We start from the raw sequence: 17664 nt of genomic DNA, 5'->3' as shown, positions 1-17664 counted from the left end.
CAGAACAAATTATTGATAACACGCAAAGGGACACTAAAGCATTATGGTAGTCAGCATACCTACACCTGTAGACACCTTTATTGTTAAACATACATTGGTTAAACACGCGCATGAACAAATTGGGCGAGTTCATCAAATGTGTCACCTTCCCAATAATAAAAAAGGCGTGCTCATTTATGGCAAATCGGGCGAAGGAAAAACCTACATCGCTGAATGTTATGCCGCTCAGTATCCTCCGGTGAAAGAAGTCGACCACATTCGTCTGCCGATATTCACTTACCGTTTTCAAGAAGCGAAAAGCAAAGTTGATGATATTTTGCGACTGTTGATAACGGAATTAGGCGTGCAGCCCCCCATAGGTAAAGTTGCCGCGGGTGAGTTAGATAAGCAATTTCGATTTCTGATTAAAGCACGTGGTGTCGAGCTCATTATTCTTGATGAAATTCAACAGGTTTTTCCTGCTAAACAAGGGAAAATTGCATTAGACATGTTGAAATACTTCTGCGCCCTACTCGATACGCTCACTTGTTCAATTGTCTTTATCGGTAGTGAGCGAGCCATGCGACTCCTGACCTTCGGCGAAGTGGATAAAACCGTCGACGACAACGAGCAACTCAGTCGCCGAATGCTGAGGTCAGTAAAACTGCATCGTATCTTACCGAGAACGCAAGAATGGGTTGATTGTATCAACAGCTTTCTACAGCAAAGCAGCGCTCCTCAAATTGGTATCGAGGATAAAGAGCTATTAGATAGACTTTACGTTGCCTATATGGAGCGCAGCTTCAGTACCCTTGATGGCTTATTCATGCGTGAAGATATGAGTCATATCAAAGACCGCCACACACTGATGATGCGTTTAAAAGCGAACTTTTATATTTACAGCCAAAACGTCAATAATCCCTTTGATGAGTCTGAATATAGCTATAGGGCAATAGACGCTGCGGTCACACATGAATACCAGAAATTAAAGCGGGAGTTGAAAACGTGTCTTTAGCCTTTTCGCCACAGAGAAAACCTGATGAAGTTAGCATCGGTTACCTTCTTCGTTTAGCGCGCGTTAATGGTTACGCAAGGATTGGGAGTATGGTGTCGTCAACTGAGCAAAATAACATAATTAAGCTTCAAATTACACCGGCTCTGAATGCTAAATTTGGCATACCAATAAGCCAAGGTGATGTGTTTTCTACAATTATCAATCCGATGTTTAACCGCAACATTCAACTCAACCCTAAAGTGTGTATTCAGTGCTTGAATGAAGATGGCTACCTGTTAACGGAAGTGCAAAATCCGTTTTGTCATGCCTGTTCCAAACATCAATCTGCACTGACGAGTCAATGCACCACGTGTTACGAAAGCCTTGCTTGGGATATTCCACTTATAAAAGGGCACTGTACTTCCCCTCGATGCGGGGTACAACTGAAACCCTCGTCAGAAAATGTGCGTTCATTGAGTGAGGCTCAAGTGTCAGATTGCCTCTATGCCGCACTGGTATTGGAAAAAGAGCACATCATGGCGCTCAAACCGAACGCCTATGCTTCACTGCCATTTTATGAAAACATGCTCGAAAAGGGATACCGGTTATTAACGGATAATGCATTTTTTCGAGAGTGGGTACAAAAGACACTTCAGGCAACCTCATCTTTACTACCTCACAATATCCGCAGTGTGGCTATTGTGCAGTTCCTTGAAACACTTTCCTGCACGTGGCCTGCCGCTACGTTAGATATTGTTATCCCAGCTACCCCCGCAGATGGCATTGCTCTTTCGGTGACAGAACAATGGCTTCCATTTGGAAAAGCATCTCGGCTACTTGAGCTGAGGCCAGAAGAACTGCAGCTGCTTCAACACGTTAATTTAGTGAAACATGCTCGTAAAAGCAGACTTCACCATAATAGCCAAATTGATGTCGCACCTATTTTCCAGTTGTTAGTCGGTAACGACATCCAACCTGGCATGGTGTGCTTATCAACACTCACGGAGGTCATGGTGCATAATGATGTTGAAATGTATGACATTCTCATAGGATTCAAAGAAGGCCGCCTGCAGTTAGGATATGGCGAAGGTCACAATTTACGACGTGCTATCTGGTGCGAACCGGCGTCTTTTATACGCTTTGCAAAGGACGTCTGTAGTGGTCAAGTAAAATTGGCCACGGTTTTAGAGTCATTCCAATATAAACGTTCTGACTCATTTGGCGTTAACCCACCATTATATTGATGGGGTCTGGTCTCACTGTAATATCCAGTAATGTAATTTGTGATCTCTTTATCTGCTTCTGTAAAATTCCCATAACCACTGGCGGGTATCCACTCAGATTTCAAACTTCTAAAGAAACGCTCCATTGGTGCGTTATCCCAACAATTCCCGCGGCGACTCATACTTTGCTCAATCTGAAGACGCCATATTAATTGTCTGAATTTCAAGCTTGTGTAATGTGAACCTTGATCGCTGTGATAAATCACATTCTCAGGTTTCCCCCTTAACTCAAATGCCATTTTCAAGGCTTTACAGGTCAGCTCGCTGTCAGGTGATAATGACAAAGCCCACCCAACAGGTTTACGGGAAAACAGGTCTAGAACAACCGCTAAATATGCCCAACGATTACCGACCCAAACATACGTCACATCGCCACACCACACTTGATCTGGTTGAGTTACGGCAAACTGTCGATTAAGCGTATTCGGGATCGCTACATGCTCTTGTGCAGCTTTCCTATAAGAATGTTTAGGCTGCTGACAGCTCAATAACCCAAGCTTTTTCATTAGATTACGGGCTCGATAACGACTGAGACAGATCCCTTTGTTAGTCACTAATTGCGCTATCGTTCGAGCACCGGCAGAGCCATGACTAATACGATGCGCGGCCTTCACTTCACTGCATAAAATTGTAAAATCAGCATCGATATGTTCTTTTCTTTTTAGCCAATATTTATAGCTACTTCGATGCACTTTGAATGCATTACAAATTGTGAGAATAGAGTGGCTCTGCTTGAGTGCGCTGATCAGCGTAAATTGTTCATCGAGTCTGACATCAAGAGAGCGGTAGCCTTTTTTAGGATTAGATTATGCTCCTCAAGACGCGCTATTTGTTTCTTCAGTTCACGGATTTCAATTTGTTCTGGGGTAATCGGAGATGCTTTTGGTGTGCCACCCTGGCGTTCTAGTTTTAACTGTCTCACCCATTTATCCATAGTGGACTTACCTACGTTCATCGCCTTTGCAGCTTCGATGATGCTATGGTTTTTATCGAGGACTAATTGGGCTGCTTCAAGTTTGAATTCAGCACTAAATGTTTTTCTGGTTGTCGATCTCATGTGTTCACCTAAGGTCATCTATGAGGCAATAATATCACCTCTATTTAGGTGGCCAAAATCAGTGTGCCACTACACTCATATAATGAAGCAATATCGTCTGTTAAAACCTATATATATAAAATACTTACGATTTAGTCTAAAGCATCGACACTAAGGTTAAAACCCACATTCGTCATCGGTAATGATGTGGGTTTTAAGCTGAAAGCCATTCATATAAATCCCACTTATTATCCCCATCGATTAACTCACTAAAGCAATATCGTCCTGCACCCAATATCCGTTCCAAATATATCTAGCAGACCTCCGCACTCAGATACGATTTAAATCATGGCGTTTTATCCGCGCAAATTTCAATTCGTTTAGATTTTTAAATATACGCCTGTATTGTCGGCGGCTCACTTACCACACCTACAACATATGTAAGTAGAAACCTTGAAGCAATCCGATATGCGTTGACTTGATATTTGATTTGTGGAGAATGAATAGATTGGCGGTGAATAAAGCATAATGCTATCACCAACTTATTGATTTTAATATGAAAAAAAATCTCAATTTAGGTGGCAAAAATGTTCAAAAATCTCAACTTGAATGGCAATGTTGTTATTTTGTTAAACCATCAAGTGATTGAATAAGTTCAATTACGGCTGCCTGAGATTCTCATTCTGTGTGACCACGAACACTTGTGTGTTCGTGGCCACTCAGAATGAGATTTCGCGGCAGACTGAGATTTGCTTTTTTCCGCCAGAAATTTTCTGGGTCATCTTACCTGCTCTTATTTGTGTATTGGTACGATTAACTAAGTTTGTTGCTTGGGGACTAGATGATGGTTTGTTGCTATTTGCTGGTAAATGGAAAATGCAGTTTTGTGTCGCGTCGCTACGTGAATTCTTTAGAGTGTTGGCTGGCAAAGCCCTCTATTATTCACGTAGCAATGCGTTCTTTTTGACTGGTATCAATATTGCCAACGTCAATTTGGCATTTGCTTGTCTAAGATGGCGTTCAAGTAAATATCTTGGAAATTTCGGCTAAATGACTTTGCAGTCCGTATATGCCGACTAACTGATAAATAAATACATCGCCTGCCTGGGGCTCATTTGATAATTGTTCAGCACTTAAGGAATGCTTTGCGCTGGTGATGATGAGCCAGTCCATGTTTTGCCCACCGATGGCAATACTGGTTGGATTGGTGACGGGTAATGTCAGTGTAAGATCGACTTGACCGTTGGGACGATAACGCACCACTTGGCCGCCACCCCATTGAGCGTTCCAAATATATCCAGCGGCATCGACTTCAGAACCATCAGGGAAAATCATTTGCTCTGTTGTGACAAATGAACGCTTATTGCTGACTGATGCTGTGTTTGGATCAAAGTCATATTGAAATATTTCATGTGTTGGTGAGTCTGCATGGTACATAGTTAGCCCATCTGGACTCCAGCAGAGCCCATTTGAAATGCTGATGTTCTCGCACACTTTTAAGCATTGGCCTTGATGAGCTACGCAGTAAAGTGCCGCATCACTGCTTGGATAAGGGCCATTTTCGACCATAGTACCGGCCCAGAAGCGCCCTTGCCTGTCGACTCGGCCGTCGTTAAATCTATTATTCGTTAGGTGTGATTCTGGCGTTGCAAGCCATTGTACTTCTCTAGTTTTTAAATGGTATAAAGCTATACCACGATCAAACGCGACAATGAGTTGTTCTGCATTTTGCGTCAGACCAAATGAACCTACTCGGTACGGCATGGCAATGGTTCGAAGACTTTGAGTCGTAATTGAATAATTGAATATCTCAGCAGCTTCAATATCAGTCCACCAAATGGATTGGGTTTTATCATCCCAAAGCACGCCTTCCCCTAGAATATTTCCTACGGGAATGGTCATCAGTAATTTGCCAACACCAACAATATTGTTCATAAAATCACTCAGGTGTGGTGGCTGGAGGCTAGAGGCCTTCGCTACCCGATTGAACTAAGTCATTATGCGGTCGGAACAAGAGAATACCTTCCTTTTCCATACATCCTCAATAATGGAAGTCGAGCGCCATGGCTGGTTTTGGCTAGGTAGAGTTCGCGGTGATGTCTGTTTTATGCTCAACGGCAAAACATCATGGCAGTAAAAAAATCCCTCTACCCTAAAGCGAGTTCAACCGCTAAATACATAGGGGACGTTCAGTGAGTTCACAAGTCTCGGCTGCAATATCACTATAAGCTATATAGTCTTTTGCGGTCTTTACGGTAACATTTAAAAGCCAAGATCCAGAACGAAACCAAAACGAATAACGCGACCTTATCGTACCTATGTAATAACTTCCCAACAATGGCATCTTCTAAAGGCTTCATTACTCCTTGGAACTCAATTTCAGCGATGTAGTATTTGCCAATCAATAATATTACAAAGTGAAAAACGACACCAAAAATCAGGGCTAACTGAGTGCGTTTTGATAATGACAGCACATATAGGAATTCAAATAAAAAGTTCATTTTTACCTTTAAAAACGAAGTGTTAAGTAGTGAGCAACATAACCATTCAACCTAAAACTATTGCTCTGTAAACACAAGGCTCGACCTGAACTGAAAATACCGAGCGTTGCGAATTTTAGCGTCGCGCAGAGAGTGCGTTCCAATGCTTAGTTAGAATACAGACTCCTCAGACAGAGTTTTTCCTATCCGAAACGATACAGCACCTTCGTCATCTGGCCCTGCGTCTAACGCAAAAACTCGAACCACATTCTCAACTTGTACGCCCTGAACATAGAGATTTGGCCAGGTACCCAAAGGCTCCTCAGTCCTCTCCTCCCATTTCAGATATTCCGCCATTCCAGAAACATCTATCTCAAGAACGACAGGCTCTTCCTCAACAGAAAACCATCGGTTCGCGACAAGCTCCACATCCTTCAATTCGTTCAGATGAACTCTGCCCCGCCGTTTATCTGCCTGGCATCGAGGGACGCGCCCGCAACGCTCAGCCTCAGCCCAATCTTCTTTAGGAACAACTCTATACAAATGATTCACATCAACGCTTCCGATCTGTTTTATAGATGCCCATTTAAGGGGCTGATTGTTTGCTGAAATGTGCAGCGAAGCGAAACAGAACAAACTGTTAGCAGCCTCGCTTTAGATTCTTGTTAGCTATCCAATTGTAGTGGCCTGCAAAAATTAGCCAGCATGATAGAAGTTATATGAATAGCATAGATTGGTGCCTCTACAAGTATCGACATTTGGTTGAGAATACTTTCGCGAAGATTAAGCTCTTCCGTTCAATATCAACAAGATATAATAAGTTAGCGAGAAATTACGCCAGTATGGTATCACTAGCGTTTACTATAATGTGTCTGCCGATGTATTGCTGAACAAAATGTATACAGCAAAGATCGACACGCCCTAGCACTTACAAGGCTTGGCTAACGTTTGACTTAAATCAGTCTTGTTGTGGCTTACTTGATTTAAGTTGTTCTTCGAGTTCAGCCGTCACTTTTGTGGTACGAAATTCTTTATACAGTAACGCCTCTGCCTTGGGGTCCAACTTAACGCCAGCTTCTTTAATCAATTTATCAAATATGGGCTGAGTGTTATCCATAGTCACTAAGGCGCATAGCTGCTTTTGATTGTCGATACGTGCAAAGGCAATCTCTTTTGGAATAGCACCAACTAAACTCTGCTCAGCAATTTGCTTGCTCACTTGAGTGAAGCTCGAATGATTACTCACCTCTGTGCCGCTTTGCTTTTGTGATTCTAAGGTTTTATCCATCACCTTAGCGCGGGTCTCAATTTGCAATGCCATATCGGCCTTAGCGTTCGCAATCGCCTGCGCCCTAGCCGCTGACATATTATTGCCCCAAGCAACACAGCTTGATGAAGCAAGCCCCGTGTCGCTGGTTGGTAGGAATACCCAGCTCGGGATTGCATCATTATCCGCCAGTGGTGTTGATTGCGATTTTGGCGTGCTACCACAGGCGGCAAGCAGTAACATTGATGACGTAATAACGAGTAATTTTTTCATGGTTATATCCTTATTCTGTTAAATCCATTAATTGATATTTGTTTGATACTGTTGCTCTAATTGAGTCACTTTCAATAAATATTTACGGGTTTCAGTGTAAGGCAGGTTAACCTTTAATTGCTTATAAACCTGTTCCGATGTGAGTGTATTAATGTGCTTGTACGCCGCTTTAATTGATCTATTTTTACCGCCGTTAAATGCCCGAGCGACATTGCCAGCGCCAGTATTGTAAGCCGCTATAACGCAATACTTACGGCTTAAGGGATCATCAATCCCTTTAAGGTAACGATTATTTAAAATCCATAAATAGCCTGAACCGAATTCAATGTTGGTTTTAGGATCAAATAGCTCGTCTGCTGAGGGGGCCTTCTTGCGTTTCAGTAATTTTTTAGCAACATCTTTCCCCGCGGAGCTAGGTACAATTTGCATTAAGCCGAAAGCTGGAATATGAGATTGAGCCTGGGGATCAAAAGCAGATTCTGCATGGGATATTGCCAGCAATAACGACAAATCCATGGACAGCAGGCTCGCTTGAGTCTGGTAATCTTGCATAAAAGGTTTCACCCGATTTGACAGATAATTATTGGGCAGCGATATCTGGTTAATGCGAATATTCTTGTATTTAGGATCCGTCTTAGCTATTTGCGCTATTTTCTCATCGACCTGTTTAATGCGCTGCTCTGTCTCTAATGTCAGCTTAGCCTTTGCAGCAAGAATATCAGCCTCACCCACGGCTTCATCACGGCTTAGCGATGACAAAGTCTGCTGTTGTTGAGTTAGCATAGCATCGACAATATCAGCCCTATGTTTGGCTAGCGTTGTTTGAGTTACCACCTCAGATTGCCCCGTTTCCATTTGCTCAACTAATAATGCTTCAGCGTTATCAATACTGGATAATTCCTTGCTGGTATTGGGATCATCAAGCAAGTGTTTAACTGTGGTTTTAGCCGCTCGCTGTTTATCTAATTGCTCAATTTTCAAGGTCTTTTTAACGTCATCGATGCGAATTCTTGCCTGACGGTCCACGGTATAAACGATACGCTCATCCATAGATGTCTGCTTTGGGTCGGCCCAGTCAGTCATTAATGATTGGGTATACTTATCAAACTCAGCCAAGTACTCACGCCTAAAAGCTTCATATTCATTCACATAACTTGCTGAAAAATCTTCAAACTCGCTTGTCTGCGCCGCTTTAAATGCGGTAAAGTCATCAGCAGCTCCTAGCTGAGCACTTATCAATAACGCCGTAGTTGCTATTAAAACGCGCATTTTATTTTCCCTTAAAATAAGCATTAAACTCATATTGAGTCAGCAGTGCATCAGCGACGATCACAGGAGATACTTCAGAGATCGCAAAAAAACTGCTTTGCTGCTGACTTAAGTCAGTGGTTAGTTTAGCAATGTCTTGTTGCTCTTCTAACATGCTCGCTTCTTCCAGCTCATCTAACTTGTCTTTCATCGTCACCTTAGGCTCTTGGTACTCAGTCGCGCCTACAATCAAATAATGCCCCATCCCTTTGGCGCTCATTTGCTTCGATTTCATAAAATAAGCTAAATTGTGATTATCAAAAAAGAACTCATTACTGCTGCCTATGGCCTCAGCTATGCTACTGCTAATAAGCCTATGCTCAGTAAAAGGAATGCTGGGATTAAAGCGATCAAGAAATGCATCCTCCGTGGGCAAGGTATGCAGCATCATGGCGGCGATACGTTGCTCTTGAGCTATCAAGACCAACAAATATTTATTCTTCTTGTAGTAACGATATTCAAGGCCATTTTGACGCTCGGAAACCTTGATAACTTGGGGTATTCCCAATGATTTTTCTATATAGTTAAGGTAATTGCCAATATGAATGTTAGCGATGGTTTTATCTTCTATTCTATGGGTAAAGTTAGTAATAAAACCTTGATAGGCTTCAGTTAATAACTGTTTGCTATCGGACCAATTCCCCAGCCCCATAAGTAAAAAAGCACAGAATACAATGAAACGTATAACCCCAGAAAACCACCCCGATGATTGCGCATCTGACTCATCTTTGTGCAAATTATTGCCGGTAGCCACCTGCAATATAAAGTCCATTAAGCCTTTCATTAATCATCAACCTTGATGTTTTTTAATTCTGCTAAATCAGATTGAAACTGATCTAAACTGTCCCATAACGCTGCTTTAACCAGTTCCGAACGACTGGTTCGATTAAAGCTTAAGGATTTCCCAGGGTAGGTTTTTTGCCAAAGTAAGTCGCTGCCATGACCCACAACAACTTGAGTTTGGCTCTTAACAAAGTCATTGCCCGTATCCACAATATCTGTGGTTATTCGGTATTGTATCTGACATTTTTTTGCTGAATTAATGATAAACCCTTGCTGAGTAAGTAGCGCTGTTAAGCTTTTTGACGATAAATTAGCATTAGAGCCCTTAGCAAGCACGCAGGCGTTTTTTGCTAATAGCTTGCCCTGCTTTTCAGATTCTTCAGCCGCTTTAGCCGCTTCAATATCGGTAAAAGACACTTTCATCGCCGAATACACAATGCAGTTTTCAGCATCTACCCAACGATCAAAAACCGTGGCATTTTTTAGCAGTTGTTTGCTTTGCAATAAAGATAATGACTGGAAACCAGACAATGACGTTTGATTGCGAACGGTTAATTTTGTTGTTTCAGTGGTTTGAACCTGGGTGCCAAGTATTTTTGATAAAGCGCCTCGGCCATCAGTATCGGCCCTGCGCTCATCAATATGCTTCATCCCGGTACACATAGAAGCGCCAGATGCATGTATAGCATGCGCATTTGCCGCTTGGGCATAAACCCAAGAAGGAGCTGGACGCTCATCATAATAGCTAGCACAACTGCAAGCTGAGGCGTTAAGCGAAACCATGCTGCATAAAAACAGCATGGTCAATGCAAAGCCTGCTTTGTTTGAGTGAGAAACTAGCAATTAAAAGTGTCCGCGGTCGCTTAAAGAACTTAACTTTTGCATGTCTTGTACGCGTGATGAAATACGCTCTTGACCTTCGATAATCAATTTAAGTTTATCTATTTCATCGGTCATCATCATGGCTTTACCGTATAAGGCTTCTGCCATTTCGACATCTGCAGAAAACTCAGCACAAACGGCATTGTTATAGGTAATGGTCAAGGAGTCAGAGTATTTGCTTTGGGCTTTAGAGAACATAGTACAGCCATTTTTATAGAGCTTTTCATTAACAAAATCTATTCCCATCTCAAACATTTTTTCTGCATCATCAGGCACCTTAGAACTAAGGCCTTCCATAAGATCGACATTGGTATGAAGTAAATAAGGGGCTACATCATACTTAAGTTCAGTGGCTATTTGGCTAAAAGCACGACCTTCCAATTCTGTATTTGAAGGATGGGCGCTTTCTGAATCGCTACAAACGCTGCTTTTAGCTTTTTGGCTATAATTTTTTGAGAAAATAATCTGCCCAGATTCAATAGACACAGCTTTTGGCCTTAAAGAAGCAATAGCCACTTTTGTTGTACACCTTACCGTGACTTTTCGACTCTTTTTACATTTAAGAAAGTTACTGCCTTTCTCGACACATTCTGTGCGTTCTTCTGAGTAACTACTGGAATCAACCTTCGAAGACATGGTCGCGCTAATTAAGGTATCGGCGCCCGTTAATTTGCCTAACTTAACGCGCGTCGCCGAGTCAGTTAACAAGCCATCAGTCATTTTTTGCTCTTTCAAAATAGCATCAATAGCAGAACGTTCTACTAAGGTGAAATAAGCAGCATTATTATACTTAGCCCCTGAAAGGTTAGATTCAAGGAAGCTCCCTGAACCGCTTCTGTCATGAATTACAGCAATTCGATTCATTTTTTCTGTGCTAGATACACGCGCAGGCTTTAACTGGGAAACTTCTATGGTAGGTGTACTAAAAGCATTGCTCAGCACCTTTAATCCACTATTAAGCTTGTCGGTAACAACGCAACCTGAAAGTAAAAATGCAGTGCAAATTAGGCCAGAGGAAATAATTCCTTTTCTCATTATGATGTCCTTTTCTATTAACAATTTATAGCTTCCTTCCCAGTAATATATTAAGGATTACCGTGACACTTGAGTGTGATGGAGGAAATGCTTTAAAGTGATTAAATATAATTAAGCAATAAAAACCACATTATCATAGTGTTACACAACACAAATGTCGACACAAGCTTCTAACATACCAAAAAGAGATCTGGTTCCCAAAAAACTTTTTATTAAGCCAAGAACCAACCTATATACTAAATTGCAACAATTTAAAAAAGGCCACTTTCTGTTCCGAGAAAATTGCCCGATGAGACTAGCTTTACTGCTTAAAAAGTTAAACTCATCCTGTTTGATTTCAGCAACTAAATGATGAGGAACGATTGCTAAAATCCTGTACTCGGTTGGTGTTACTTACTTTTACCTCAGATCTGGTTAAGCCAACGGGTTTATACCCACCTAAGCTAGTCACCGGCGTTGTTGATTAAATCATTTCATAGAACGTAATCGTTCCAAGACTTTTGGCCGATTAAGCAACTTGCTGGCGAACAGCCATACCCAATCTAATGACTTTGTTCATCGCCTTCACACCAGCCAATGCCTCTGCGACTTGCCCATTGTAATTACGTAAACTCAGCATTGGACTATTCAACTGTTTATATCGGCCCATGGCGGCTCTGCTAGAGAGCGCTGGTGATAGCCGTTATCGATTTTCCATTGTTTCAGCTGACCCGTTTTCAGTGCTTCTACCGTTTCATTGCGTGGATGCCCCTTTTCCCATAACCCCGCATTTGAGCGTGGTGGGATGGTAGCTTTGCAGCCTTTACGTCGCAGTAATTGATAACAACCCTTTGTATCATAAGCCCCATCTGCCGTTATCTGCATTATCTTTCGCCGTAAAGGATTGAGCAAAGTCGGTAGTACTTCATTATCGCCTACTGACACAAGACTGACTTCAGCTGCAACGACTTCGTGAGTACTTGTATCTATGGCTAAGTGCAACTTGCGCCATGCGCGGCGTTTTTCGCTGCCATGCTTACGGGTTTTCCATTCCCCTTCACCAAACACTTTCAGGCCCGTGGCATCGACAACCACATGCCTTATTGAGCCACGACTGGGGTTGCGGTACTTGATATTGATTGTCTTAGCGCGTTTACTGATAGAAGTGTAATCGGGGGATTTAAGTGGCATACTCATCAACGTAAACAAAGAGTTGAGAAAGCCTTCTAGCGCACGCAACGATAAATTAAAGATGCCTTTGACCATCAACGCGGGTTCAATCGCCACATCACTATAGCTAAACCCGCGACCACGCCCGCCATGATGTTCATGGCAGTACCACGCTTTTACTGCAGCTTCATCCACCCAGAAGGTGAGCGAGCCACGGCTCACTAACGCTTGGTTGTATTGCTTCCAATTAACGATTTTACGTATTGATTTGCCCATGTTGCCGTCCAGAAGGTGAGTCAGGGGATCTGATCACGGCAACGCCAATTAGTTCACGGATTTGTTCAACAAAGCTTAATCCCGCCCTGGCCCTTGAGATACCTCTATTTTGAGCATACTAATTGCTCCTGTATGCAGACTATATAAGGTAGAAAGTTGAATTTTACGACTGTTAGTAATTTATTACGGTGTGGGATAATAAGAAGCTTAACCTCCATAACACTGCCACCCTGATAGCGTCTAGCAAAGTATTTTATAGTTATCCTTAAAAAAGATAATTTTCAAGCCGGATCGGCTCATCTAGATCTAGCCAGTCTACTGTGCAAAAAACGCCCAATTAAGGGCGTTTGGAATATTTCAAGTCTTTTTATTTTCTATTCAACAAAGGTAGTTTTGCATAACGCTCACCCCATTGAGCGTTCCAAATATATCCAGCGGCATCGACTTCAGAACCATCAGGGAAAATCATTTGTTCTGTTGTGACAAATGAACGCTTATTGCTGACTGATGCCGTGTTTGGATCAAAATCATATTGAAATATTTCATGTGTTGGTGAGTCGGCATGGTACATAGTCAGTCCATCTGGACTCCAGCAGAGTCCATTTGAAATGCTGATGTTCTCGCACACTTTTAAGCATTGGCCTTGATGACCTACGCAGTAAAGTGCCGCATAACTACTTGGATAAGGGCCATTTTCGACCATAGATTCAACCATAGTGCCGGCCCAGAAGCGCCCTTGCCTGTCGACTCGGCCGTCGTTAAATCTATTATTCGTTAGGTGTGATTCTGGCGTTGCAAGCCATTGTACTTCTCTAGTTTTTAAATGGTATAAAGCTATACCACGATCAAACGCGACAATGAGTTGTTCTGCGTTTTGCGTCAGACCAAATGAACCTACTCGGTACGGCATGGTAATGGTTCGAAGACTTTGAGTCGTAATTGAATAATTGAATATCTCAGCAGCTTCAATATCAGTCCACCAAATGGATTGGGTTTTATCATCCCAAAGCACGCCTTCCCCTAGAATATTTCCTACGGGAATGGTCATCAGTAATTTGCCAACACCAACAATATTGTTCATAAAATCACTCATTTGGGGTGAGGTATTATCTTTCAACAAATAAACGTTTATAGCAATGCTACCAAGAGAATGAGAAGTAAGAACTGTGTAAATATTGTAAATAAAAAGCACCCTTTCGGATGCTTTCGTGATGAACGTCAATAGCTTGGGTGTTGCTTACGCCTATTGATTGGACTCGCCAAACAGATCTTGCACGTCTTGCTCGGTTATCGCTTCGTCATAGAACTTGATTTCATCGACTGAACCGGTGAAAGGTGTATCCCAGAAGTTAACGCCGACCGCAAACTTTGTGGTGGGTACAGAGAAAACGTTCGGGAAGTTGGCGCCAGTAAACAGTAAGTTACCATTGATGTAGACCTTCACATCCCCACCATTAACCGTGTACACCATGTGTGACCAAGTCTCTTTTGGCATAGTAAAGCCGGTTCTACCGTCATACCAAGCTTCACCAGACCATAATACCGCATGTTCATAGTCGTTTTGTCCGCCAGGTAATACGCTGGTCCAGCTTGAAGCACTGGCATAACTAAAGAGCGCACTGGTGTATTTGTTCAAGACTTTAGGATTCAGCCACAAAGAGACTGAATAGCTATTGTCTTTGATCAGGTTGTTTGGCAGTTCAATACCCGATTTTCCGTCAAATACTGCCGCTTTGCCCACAGCGCCATCAGTGTAAGTAATGGTTCCACCAGTTGTACCAATTAAGTTACCCACCACAGTGCCAGCACTAAAGTGAGCAGTGCTGTCCGTTAGGTTATCTTCAAAGCTATAGACAGCTACAGGTGTTGGTGGCGCCATTGACTTCACATTTGCTGTGAACACTTTGGTTTGAGTGGCTTGTCCAAGCTTTATGGTTGCCGTCAAGGTCACCACTTTATCAGTGTCCTCACGACCTGGCTGAGTCACGCCACCTGTGGTATCTATGATAGTCGGATCTGAAGATACCCAAGTTATTGCTGCTGCATAAGGACCCGTGACAGGCAAATGCAAATTTTCACGTACTGAGGATAAATCGCCTAAGTCGAGGATATCCACTGCAGATGCTAGTAATTCGCTGTCTGGCAATTTATCAATATCCAAAGCTTTGACTTCACCTGCAGTCAATGCCGCTTCATATACCTTAAGTTCATCAATCAAACCATTATAGGGCAGATCCCAGTAGTTAACCCCAAGCCCAAAGACGCCCTGTTGGCCGCTGAAATAATCGCTGAGATTGCCGCGACTGAATTTTTCAACACCGTTGATAAAGACACGTACCAGCCCATTGCTCACCGAAAACGCGACATGTGACCAAGTATTTTCAGGTATGCGCTCACCGGTAACGCCATCAAACCAGGCACTGCCGTTACTCCAAAACATGGTATTGCCATCCCAGCCTTGGGGCAGCATGCTGATCCAAGTGTTAGAGAACTTACCGCCATCGGCTGCGGTTTCCTCATTGACTGCACCAAAAAATGCCGTTGAAAACCCAGTGATGACTGTCGGATTGGCCCAGAATGAGACAGTGTACTCATAGCTTGAAATGATCCCTGTAGGCAGTAACACGCCGTGGGTGCCATCGAGTGCCAGTGCTTCCCCTTCAAGTCCCATGCTGTAACTAACTGAATCAGCTGCTTTAAATATTCTATCACCCGTAGGTTGACCAGCTGCAAACAGCCCTAATGAGTCTGTCAGGTTGTTCTCGAAACTGTACTGCGCGATACGGTTATAGGTTTTTCTCGCAAACACAGTCACTTGATACGTCTTCGTGACTTTTTTACCGTTAACCATAATAGTGGCGGTCAAAGTTACTACCTTGTCACCTTCCCCTACATTGGGGCGAACCACAGTGCCGTCGGGGTGGATCACAGTAGCATCACTTGATGTCCACTCTATTGTCGCACCGCGTGTACCGCGCGTTGGTAGCGCAATCACACCACCCGTCGCTTCACTGACAACATCTATGCTGTTGCCTATGTCGGTTAATAGTTGTTCTGAGGTCTTATCGAGCAGTTTTGAGCCCCAAACTGAGACGCCTTCATTCGACAATGCGCTGAAGGTGGGTACCAATTTAGCGAAGGTCTCATCCCACTGCCATGCGAGAGTACCTTCGAATGTACCCAAATTATCAAGGGTTAACGTGATTCTGTTCGGTTCGTTATCGTATAAACGATATTTACCCGTGACTTCCCCTTTCACAAGACGACTCTCGGTCAGTGTGAGGTAAACGGATGTTTTTGGTGAAGTGTTGGTATCTTTTTCAAAATTAATAAAGCGATAGTCACCGACGAGATCGAGTGCATCGACAACATTATCACCGTCAATTGGCGCATAACGATGTGGTGATACCACTAACCAACCATCGGCATTGATAAACATCTCATGAACACGTACAGAGTGTTGCTCATCGCGGTTAGGGAAACGAGTATGGGTAACGAGGAAATATTTACCTGTATTTTTATCAAAATAGGCTGAGTTATGGCCTGGTGATAAATAACCCTGAGTGCTTCCCGTATCGCCTTTCTCTGCAACAAATTCGAAGCCACCGAGTATCTTATTGCCATGTTCTTCAGGATTTTTATAAACTTGAGTCATGTCAAAACCACTGGCATCGACATAAGGTCCGTCAGGATTTTCTGAGCGGGAAACCCGAATGTTATAACCACCATTGGCCGCAAAGCCACCAATAGAAGTAAATAAATAGTAATAGTTAGCATCAGGGCTATAGAGAATATATGAGCCTTCATTAGCCGCAAACTCACCACCGGTTAGCCGCTTACCATAGCCTTGATTTGGGAATGGCTTTGCTGTGGTCTCATCTATTTTTAAGATCCAGATCCCACCGAAGTAAGATCCATAGGTCATCCACAGTTGTCCATCTTTGTCATAGAAAACAGCGGGGTCAATGGTATTTGGCATAGTGCCACCGTTATAGGCGGTTACACCATCAGGTCCTAAACCTTGAGTAATCTCATCCGCCGTTAAGCCTGAGCGCAAAAATACACCTTTATCGACATATGGGCCTTCTATCGCGTCAGCTACGGCAACGCCGATAAAAGATCGTGGGGCATTACACACAGGTGTTGGATAGACAGGGTCATCTGGATTATTACAAAAATCGTAATAGAAATAATACTTTCCATCTTTAAGCTTGATAACATCCGGCGCCCACGAGCCTTGAACTTTATCGCCAGTCCATTTAAAAGCGGCCGCCATTTCGCTCGAAACTGTATTAAATAATGGATTTTGATCTGTGGGTGCATTTGCAATGCGTGTGATGGTGACAGGATTATTATCATCATCGAGAACCGGTTCGCCATTGGCATCAAGTACTGGCTCAATGCGAGTCAAATATTGCCAGTTCATCAGATCCGTTGATTTAGCCGCAGCTAAATGTGAACCAAAAACGTAATAGGTATCGTCTGCTTTAATGATTGACGGATCATGCACTGCAAGATCATTAAAATCTAACATTTCCTGCTTGATTGTCGGATCCGGTAATTGTTGGTTCTCTGGAACCATATTGGGAGGTAATGAACCAGAATCCCCATCGCCGCCACATCCCCCAAGAACTATGATCCCCGTCATAGCAAGCATCAATTTACTCAATTTCATATAGCCATCTCCCCCATTAATATTCATGTACTTAATTTTAAAGTGCTTTTAAAGAGTTCTATGTTTTTAGGTTGATCACTTTTAACCCATGCCCTATGGGAGATGATCACGACAACCACAATTCATCATACAATAGTATATTTGTAAACAGCAAAGATATCTTTTAACAAGATACTGACAAATTATGTGTTGACAGGTTATTAGTCATACAATAGCATCATTATAATTAACATAACAAAATATC

Annotated in this window: 12 protein-coding genes and 3 pseudogenes; 4 read left to right on the top strand and 11 right to left on the bottom strand. The window is 42.7% G+C overall.

Annotated features, from left to right (window positions below):
* The first annotated feature begins 43 nt into the window (after positions 1-43).
* On the top strand, positions 44-994 hold the full coding sequence (locus tag OX890_RS12760; protein ID WP_268649339.1) for a TniB family NTP-binding protein: 951 nt from the start codon (positions 44-46) through the stop codon (positions 992-994).
* Positions 985-2217: a hypothetical protein gene (locus tag OX890_RS12755; protein ID WP_268649338.1), complete on the top strand. Its 1233-nt coding sequence runs from the start codon at positions 985-987 to the stop codon at positions 2215-2217. The genes OX890_RS12760 and OX890_RS12755 overlap by 10 nt, the downstream gene beginning before the upstream one ends.
* Here the strand turns inward: OX890_RS12755 and OX890_RS12750 are convergent.
* Both OX890_RS12750 and OX890_RS12745 read right to left on the bottom strand, forming a co-directional pair.
* Positions 2136-3313 (bottom strand): IS3-like element ISSba5 family transposase gene (locus OX890_RS12750; protein WP_086012240.1). Its coding sequence is split into 2 segments (ribosomal slippage): positions 2136-3055 and positions 3055-3313, totalling 1179 coding nucleotides; the frame shifts between segments, so codons are not numbered across the junction. The genes OX890_RS12755 and OX890_RS12750 overlap by 82 nt on opposite strands.
* 999 nt (positions 3314-4312) lie before the next feature.
* The gene (locus OX890_RS12745; RefSeq protein ID WP_126491947.1) at positions 4313-5227 is read right to left on the bottom strand and encodes an SMP-30/gluconolactonase/LRE family protein; all 915 of its coding nucleotides are present in this window, start codon (positions 5225-5227) and stop codon (positions 4313-4315) included.
* Between the two features lie 115 nt (positions 5228-5342).
* Here OX890_RS12745 and OX890_RS12740 point away from each other — a divergent pair.
* A pseudogene (locus OX890_RS12740) lies at positions 5343-5548 on the top strand (IS4 family transposase); the annotation flags it as partial.
* 395 nt (positions 5549-5943) lie between these two features.
* Here the strand turns inward: OX890_RS12740 and OX890_RS12735 are convergent.
* The gene (locus tag OX890_RS12735) at positions 5944-6324 is read right to left on the bottom strand and encodes a DUF952 domain-containing protein (protein ID WP_126491945.1); all 381 of its coding nucleotides are present in this window, start codon (positions 6322-6324) and stop codon (positions 5944-5946) included.
* Between the two features lie 176 nt (positions 6325-6500).
* Here OX890_RS12735 and OX890_RS12730 point away from each other — a divergent pair.
* Positions 6501-6662, top strand: a pseudogene (locus OX890_RS12730) (IS5/IS1182 family transposase); the annotation flags it as partial.
* Between the two features lie 68 nt (positions 6663-6730).
* Here OX890_RS12730 and OX890_RS12725 read toward each other — a convergent pair.
* From OX890_RS12725 to OX890_RS12690, 8 genes and pseudogenes are all read right to left on the bottom strand, one after another.
* Positions 6731-7312, bottom strand: a complete 582-nt coding sequence (locus OX890_RS12725; RefSeq protein ID WP_126491944.1) for a hypothetical protein — start codon at positions 7310-7312, stop codon at positions 6731-6733.
* A 27-nt stretch (positions 7313-7339) separates the two neighbouring features.
* Positions 7340-8581: a transglycosylase SLT domain-containing protein gene (locus tag OX890_RS12720; RefSeq protein ID WP_172599585.1), complete on the bottom strand. Its 1242-nt coding sequence runs from the start codon at positions 8579-8581 to the stop codon at positions 7340-7342.
* 1 nt (position 8582) lies between these two features.
* A complete protein-coding gene (locus OX890_RS12715) occupies positions 8583-9404 on the bottom strand; it encodes an ETEC_3214 domain-containing protein (RefSeq protein WP_126491942.1) in 822 nt (273 codons plus the stop codon).
* Positions 9404-10054, bottom strand: a complete 651-nt coding sequence (locus OX890_RS12710) for a hypothetical protein (RefSeq protein WP_126491941.1) — start codon at positions 10052-10054, stop codon at positions 9404-9406. Before OX890_RS12710 ends, OX890_RS12715 begins: the two co-directional genes overlap by 1 nt.
* 192 nt (positions 10055-10246) lie before the next feature.
* Complete coding sequence (locus tag OX890_RS12705; protein ID WP_126491940.1) at positions 10247-11320, bottom strand: CsgG/HfaB family protein; 1074 nt, start codon at positions 11318-11320, stop codon at positions 10247-10249.
* Positions 11321-11828: 508 nt separating this feature from the next.
* Positions 11829-12745: pseudogene (locus OX890_RS12700) on the bottom strand (IS5 family transposase).
* A 367-nt stretch (positions 12746-13112) separates the two neighbouring features.
* Positions 13113-13862, bottom strand: a complete 750-nt coding sequence (locus OX890_RS12695; RefSeq protein WP_268649337.1) for an SMP-30/gluconolactonase/LRE family protein — start codon at positions 13860-13862, stop codon at positions 13113-13115.
* A 126-nt stretch (positions 13863-13988) separates the two neighbouring features.
* Entirely contained in the window at positions 13989-17420 is a 3432-nt protein-coding gene (locus OX890_RS12690; protein WP_268649336.1) for a LamG-like jellyroll fold domain-containing protein, read from the bottom strand.
* Positions 17421-17664 lie beyond the last annotated feature (244 nt).

The sequence above is a fragment of the Shewanella sp. DAU305 genome (assembly GCF_026802235.1).
Classification (GTDB): domain Bacteria; phylum Pseudomonadota; class Gammaproteobacteria; order Enterobacterales; family Shewanellaceae; genus Shewanella; species Shewanella baltica.
The sequence above is the reverse complement of the archived record's forward strand: the minus strand, read 5'-3'. Positions and strand labels throughout refer to the sequence as shown.

Coding starts and splice junctions, on each gene's coding strand:
- OX890_RS12760 (WP_268649339.1), top strand. CDS start 44: ATGGTAGTCAGCATACCTACACCTGTAGACACCTTTATTGTTAAACAT.
- OX890_RS12710 (WP_126491941.1), bottom strand. CDS start 10,054: ATGAAGCATATTGATGAGCGCAGGGCCGATACTGATGGCCGAGGCGCT.
- OX890_RS12720 (WP_172599585.1), bottom strand. CDS start 8,581: ATGCGCGTTTTAATAGCAACTACGGCGTTATTGATAAGTGCTCAGCTA.
- OX890_RS12715 (WP_126491942.1), bottom strand. CDS start 9,404: ATGAAAGGCTTAATGGACTTTATATTGCAGGTGGCTACCGGCAATAAT.
- OX890_RS12725 (WP_126491944.1), bottom strand. CDS start 7,312: ATGAAAAAATTACTCGTTATTACGTCATCAATGTTACTGCTTGCCGCC.
- OX890_RS12745 (WP_126491947.1), bottom strand. CDS start 5,227: ATGAACAATATTGTTGGTGTTGGCAAATTACTGATGACCATTCCCGTA.
- OX890_RS12690 (WP_268649336.1), bottom strand. CDS start 17,420: ATGAAATTGAGTAAATTGATGCTTGCTATGACGGGGATCATAGTTCTT.
- OX890_RS12705 (WP_126491940.1), bottom strand. CDS start 11,320: ATGAGAAAAGGAATTATTTCCTCTGGCCTAATTTGCACTGCATTTTTA.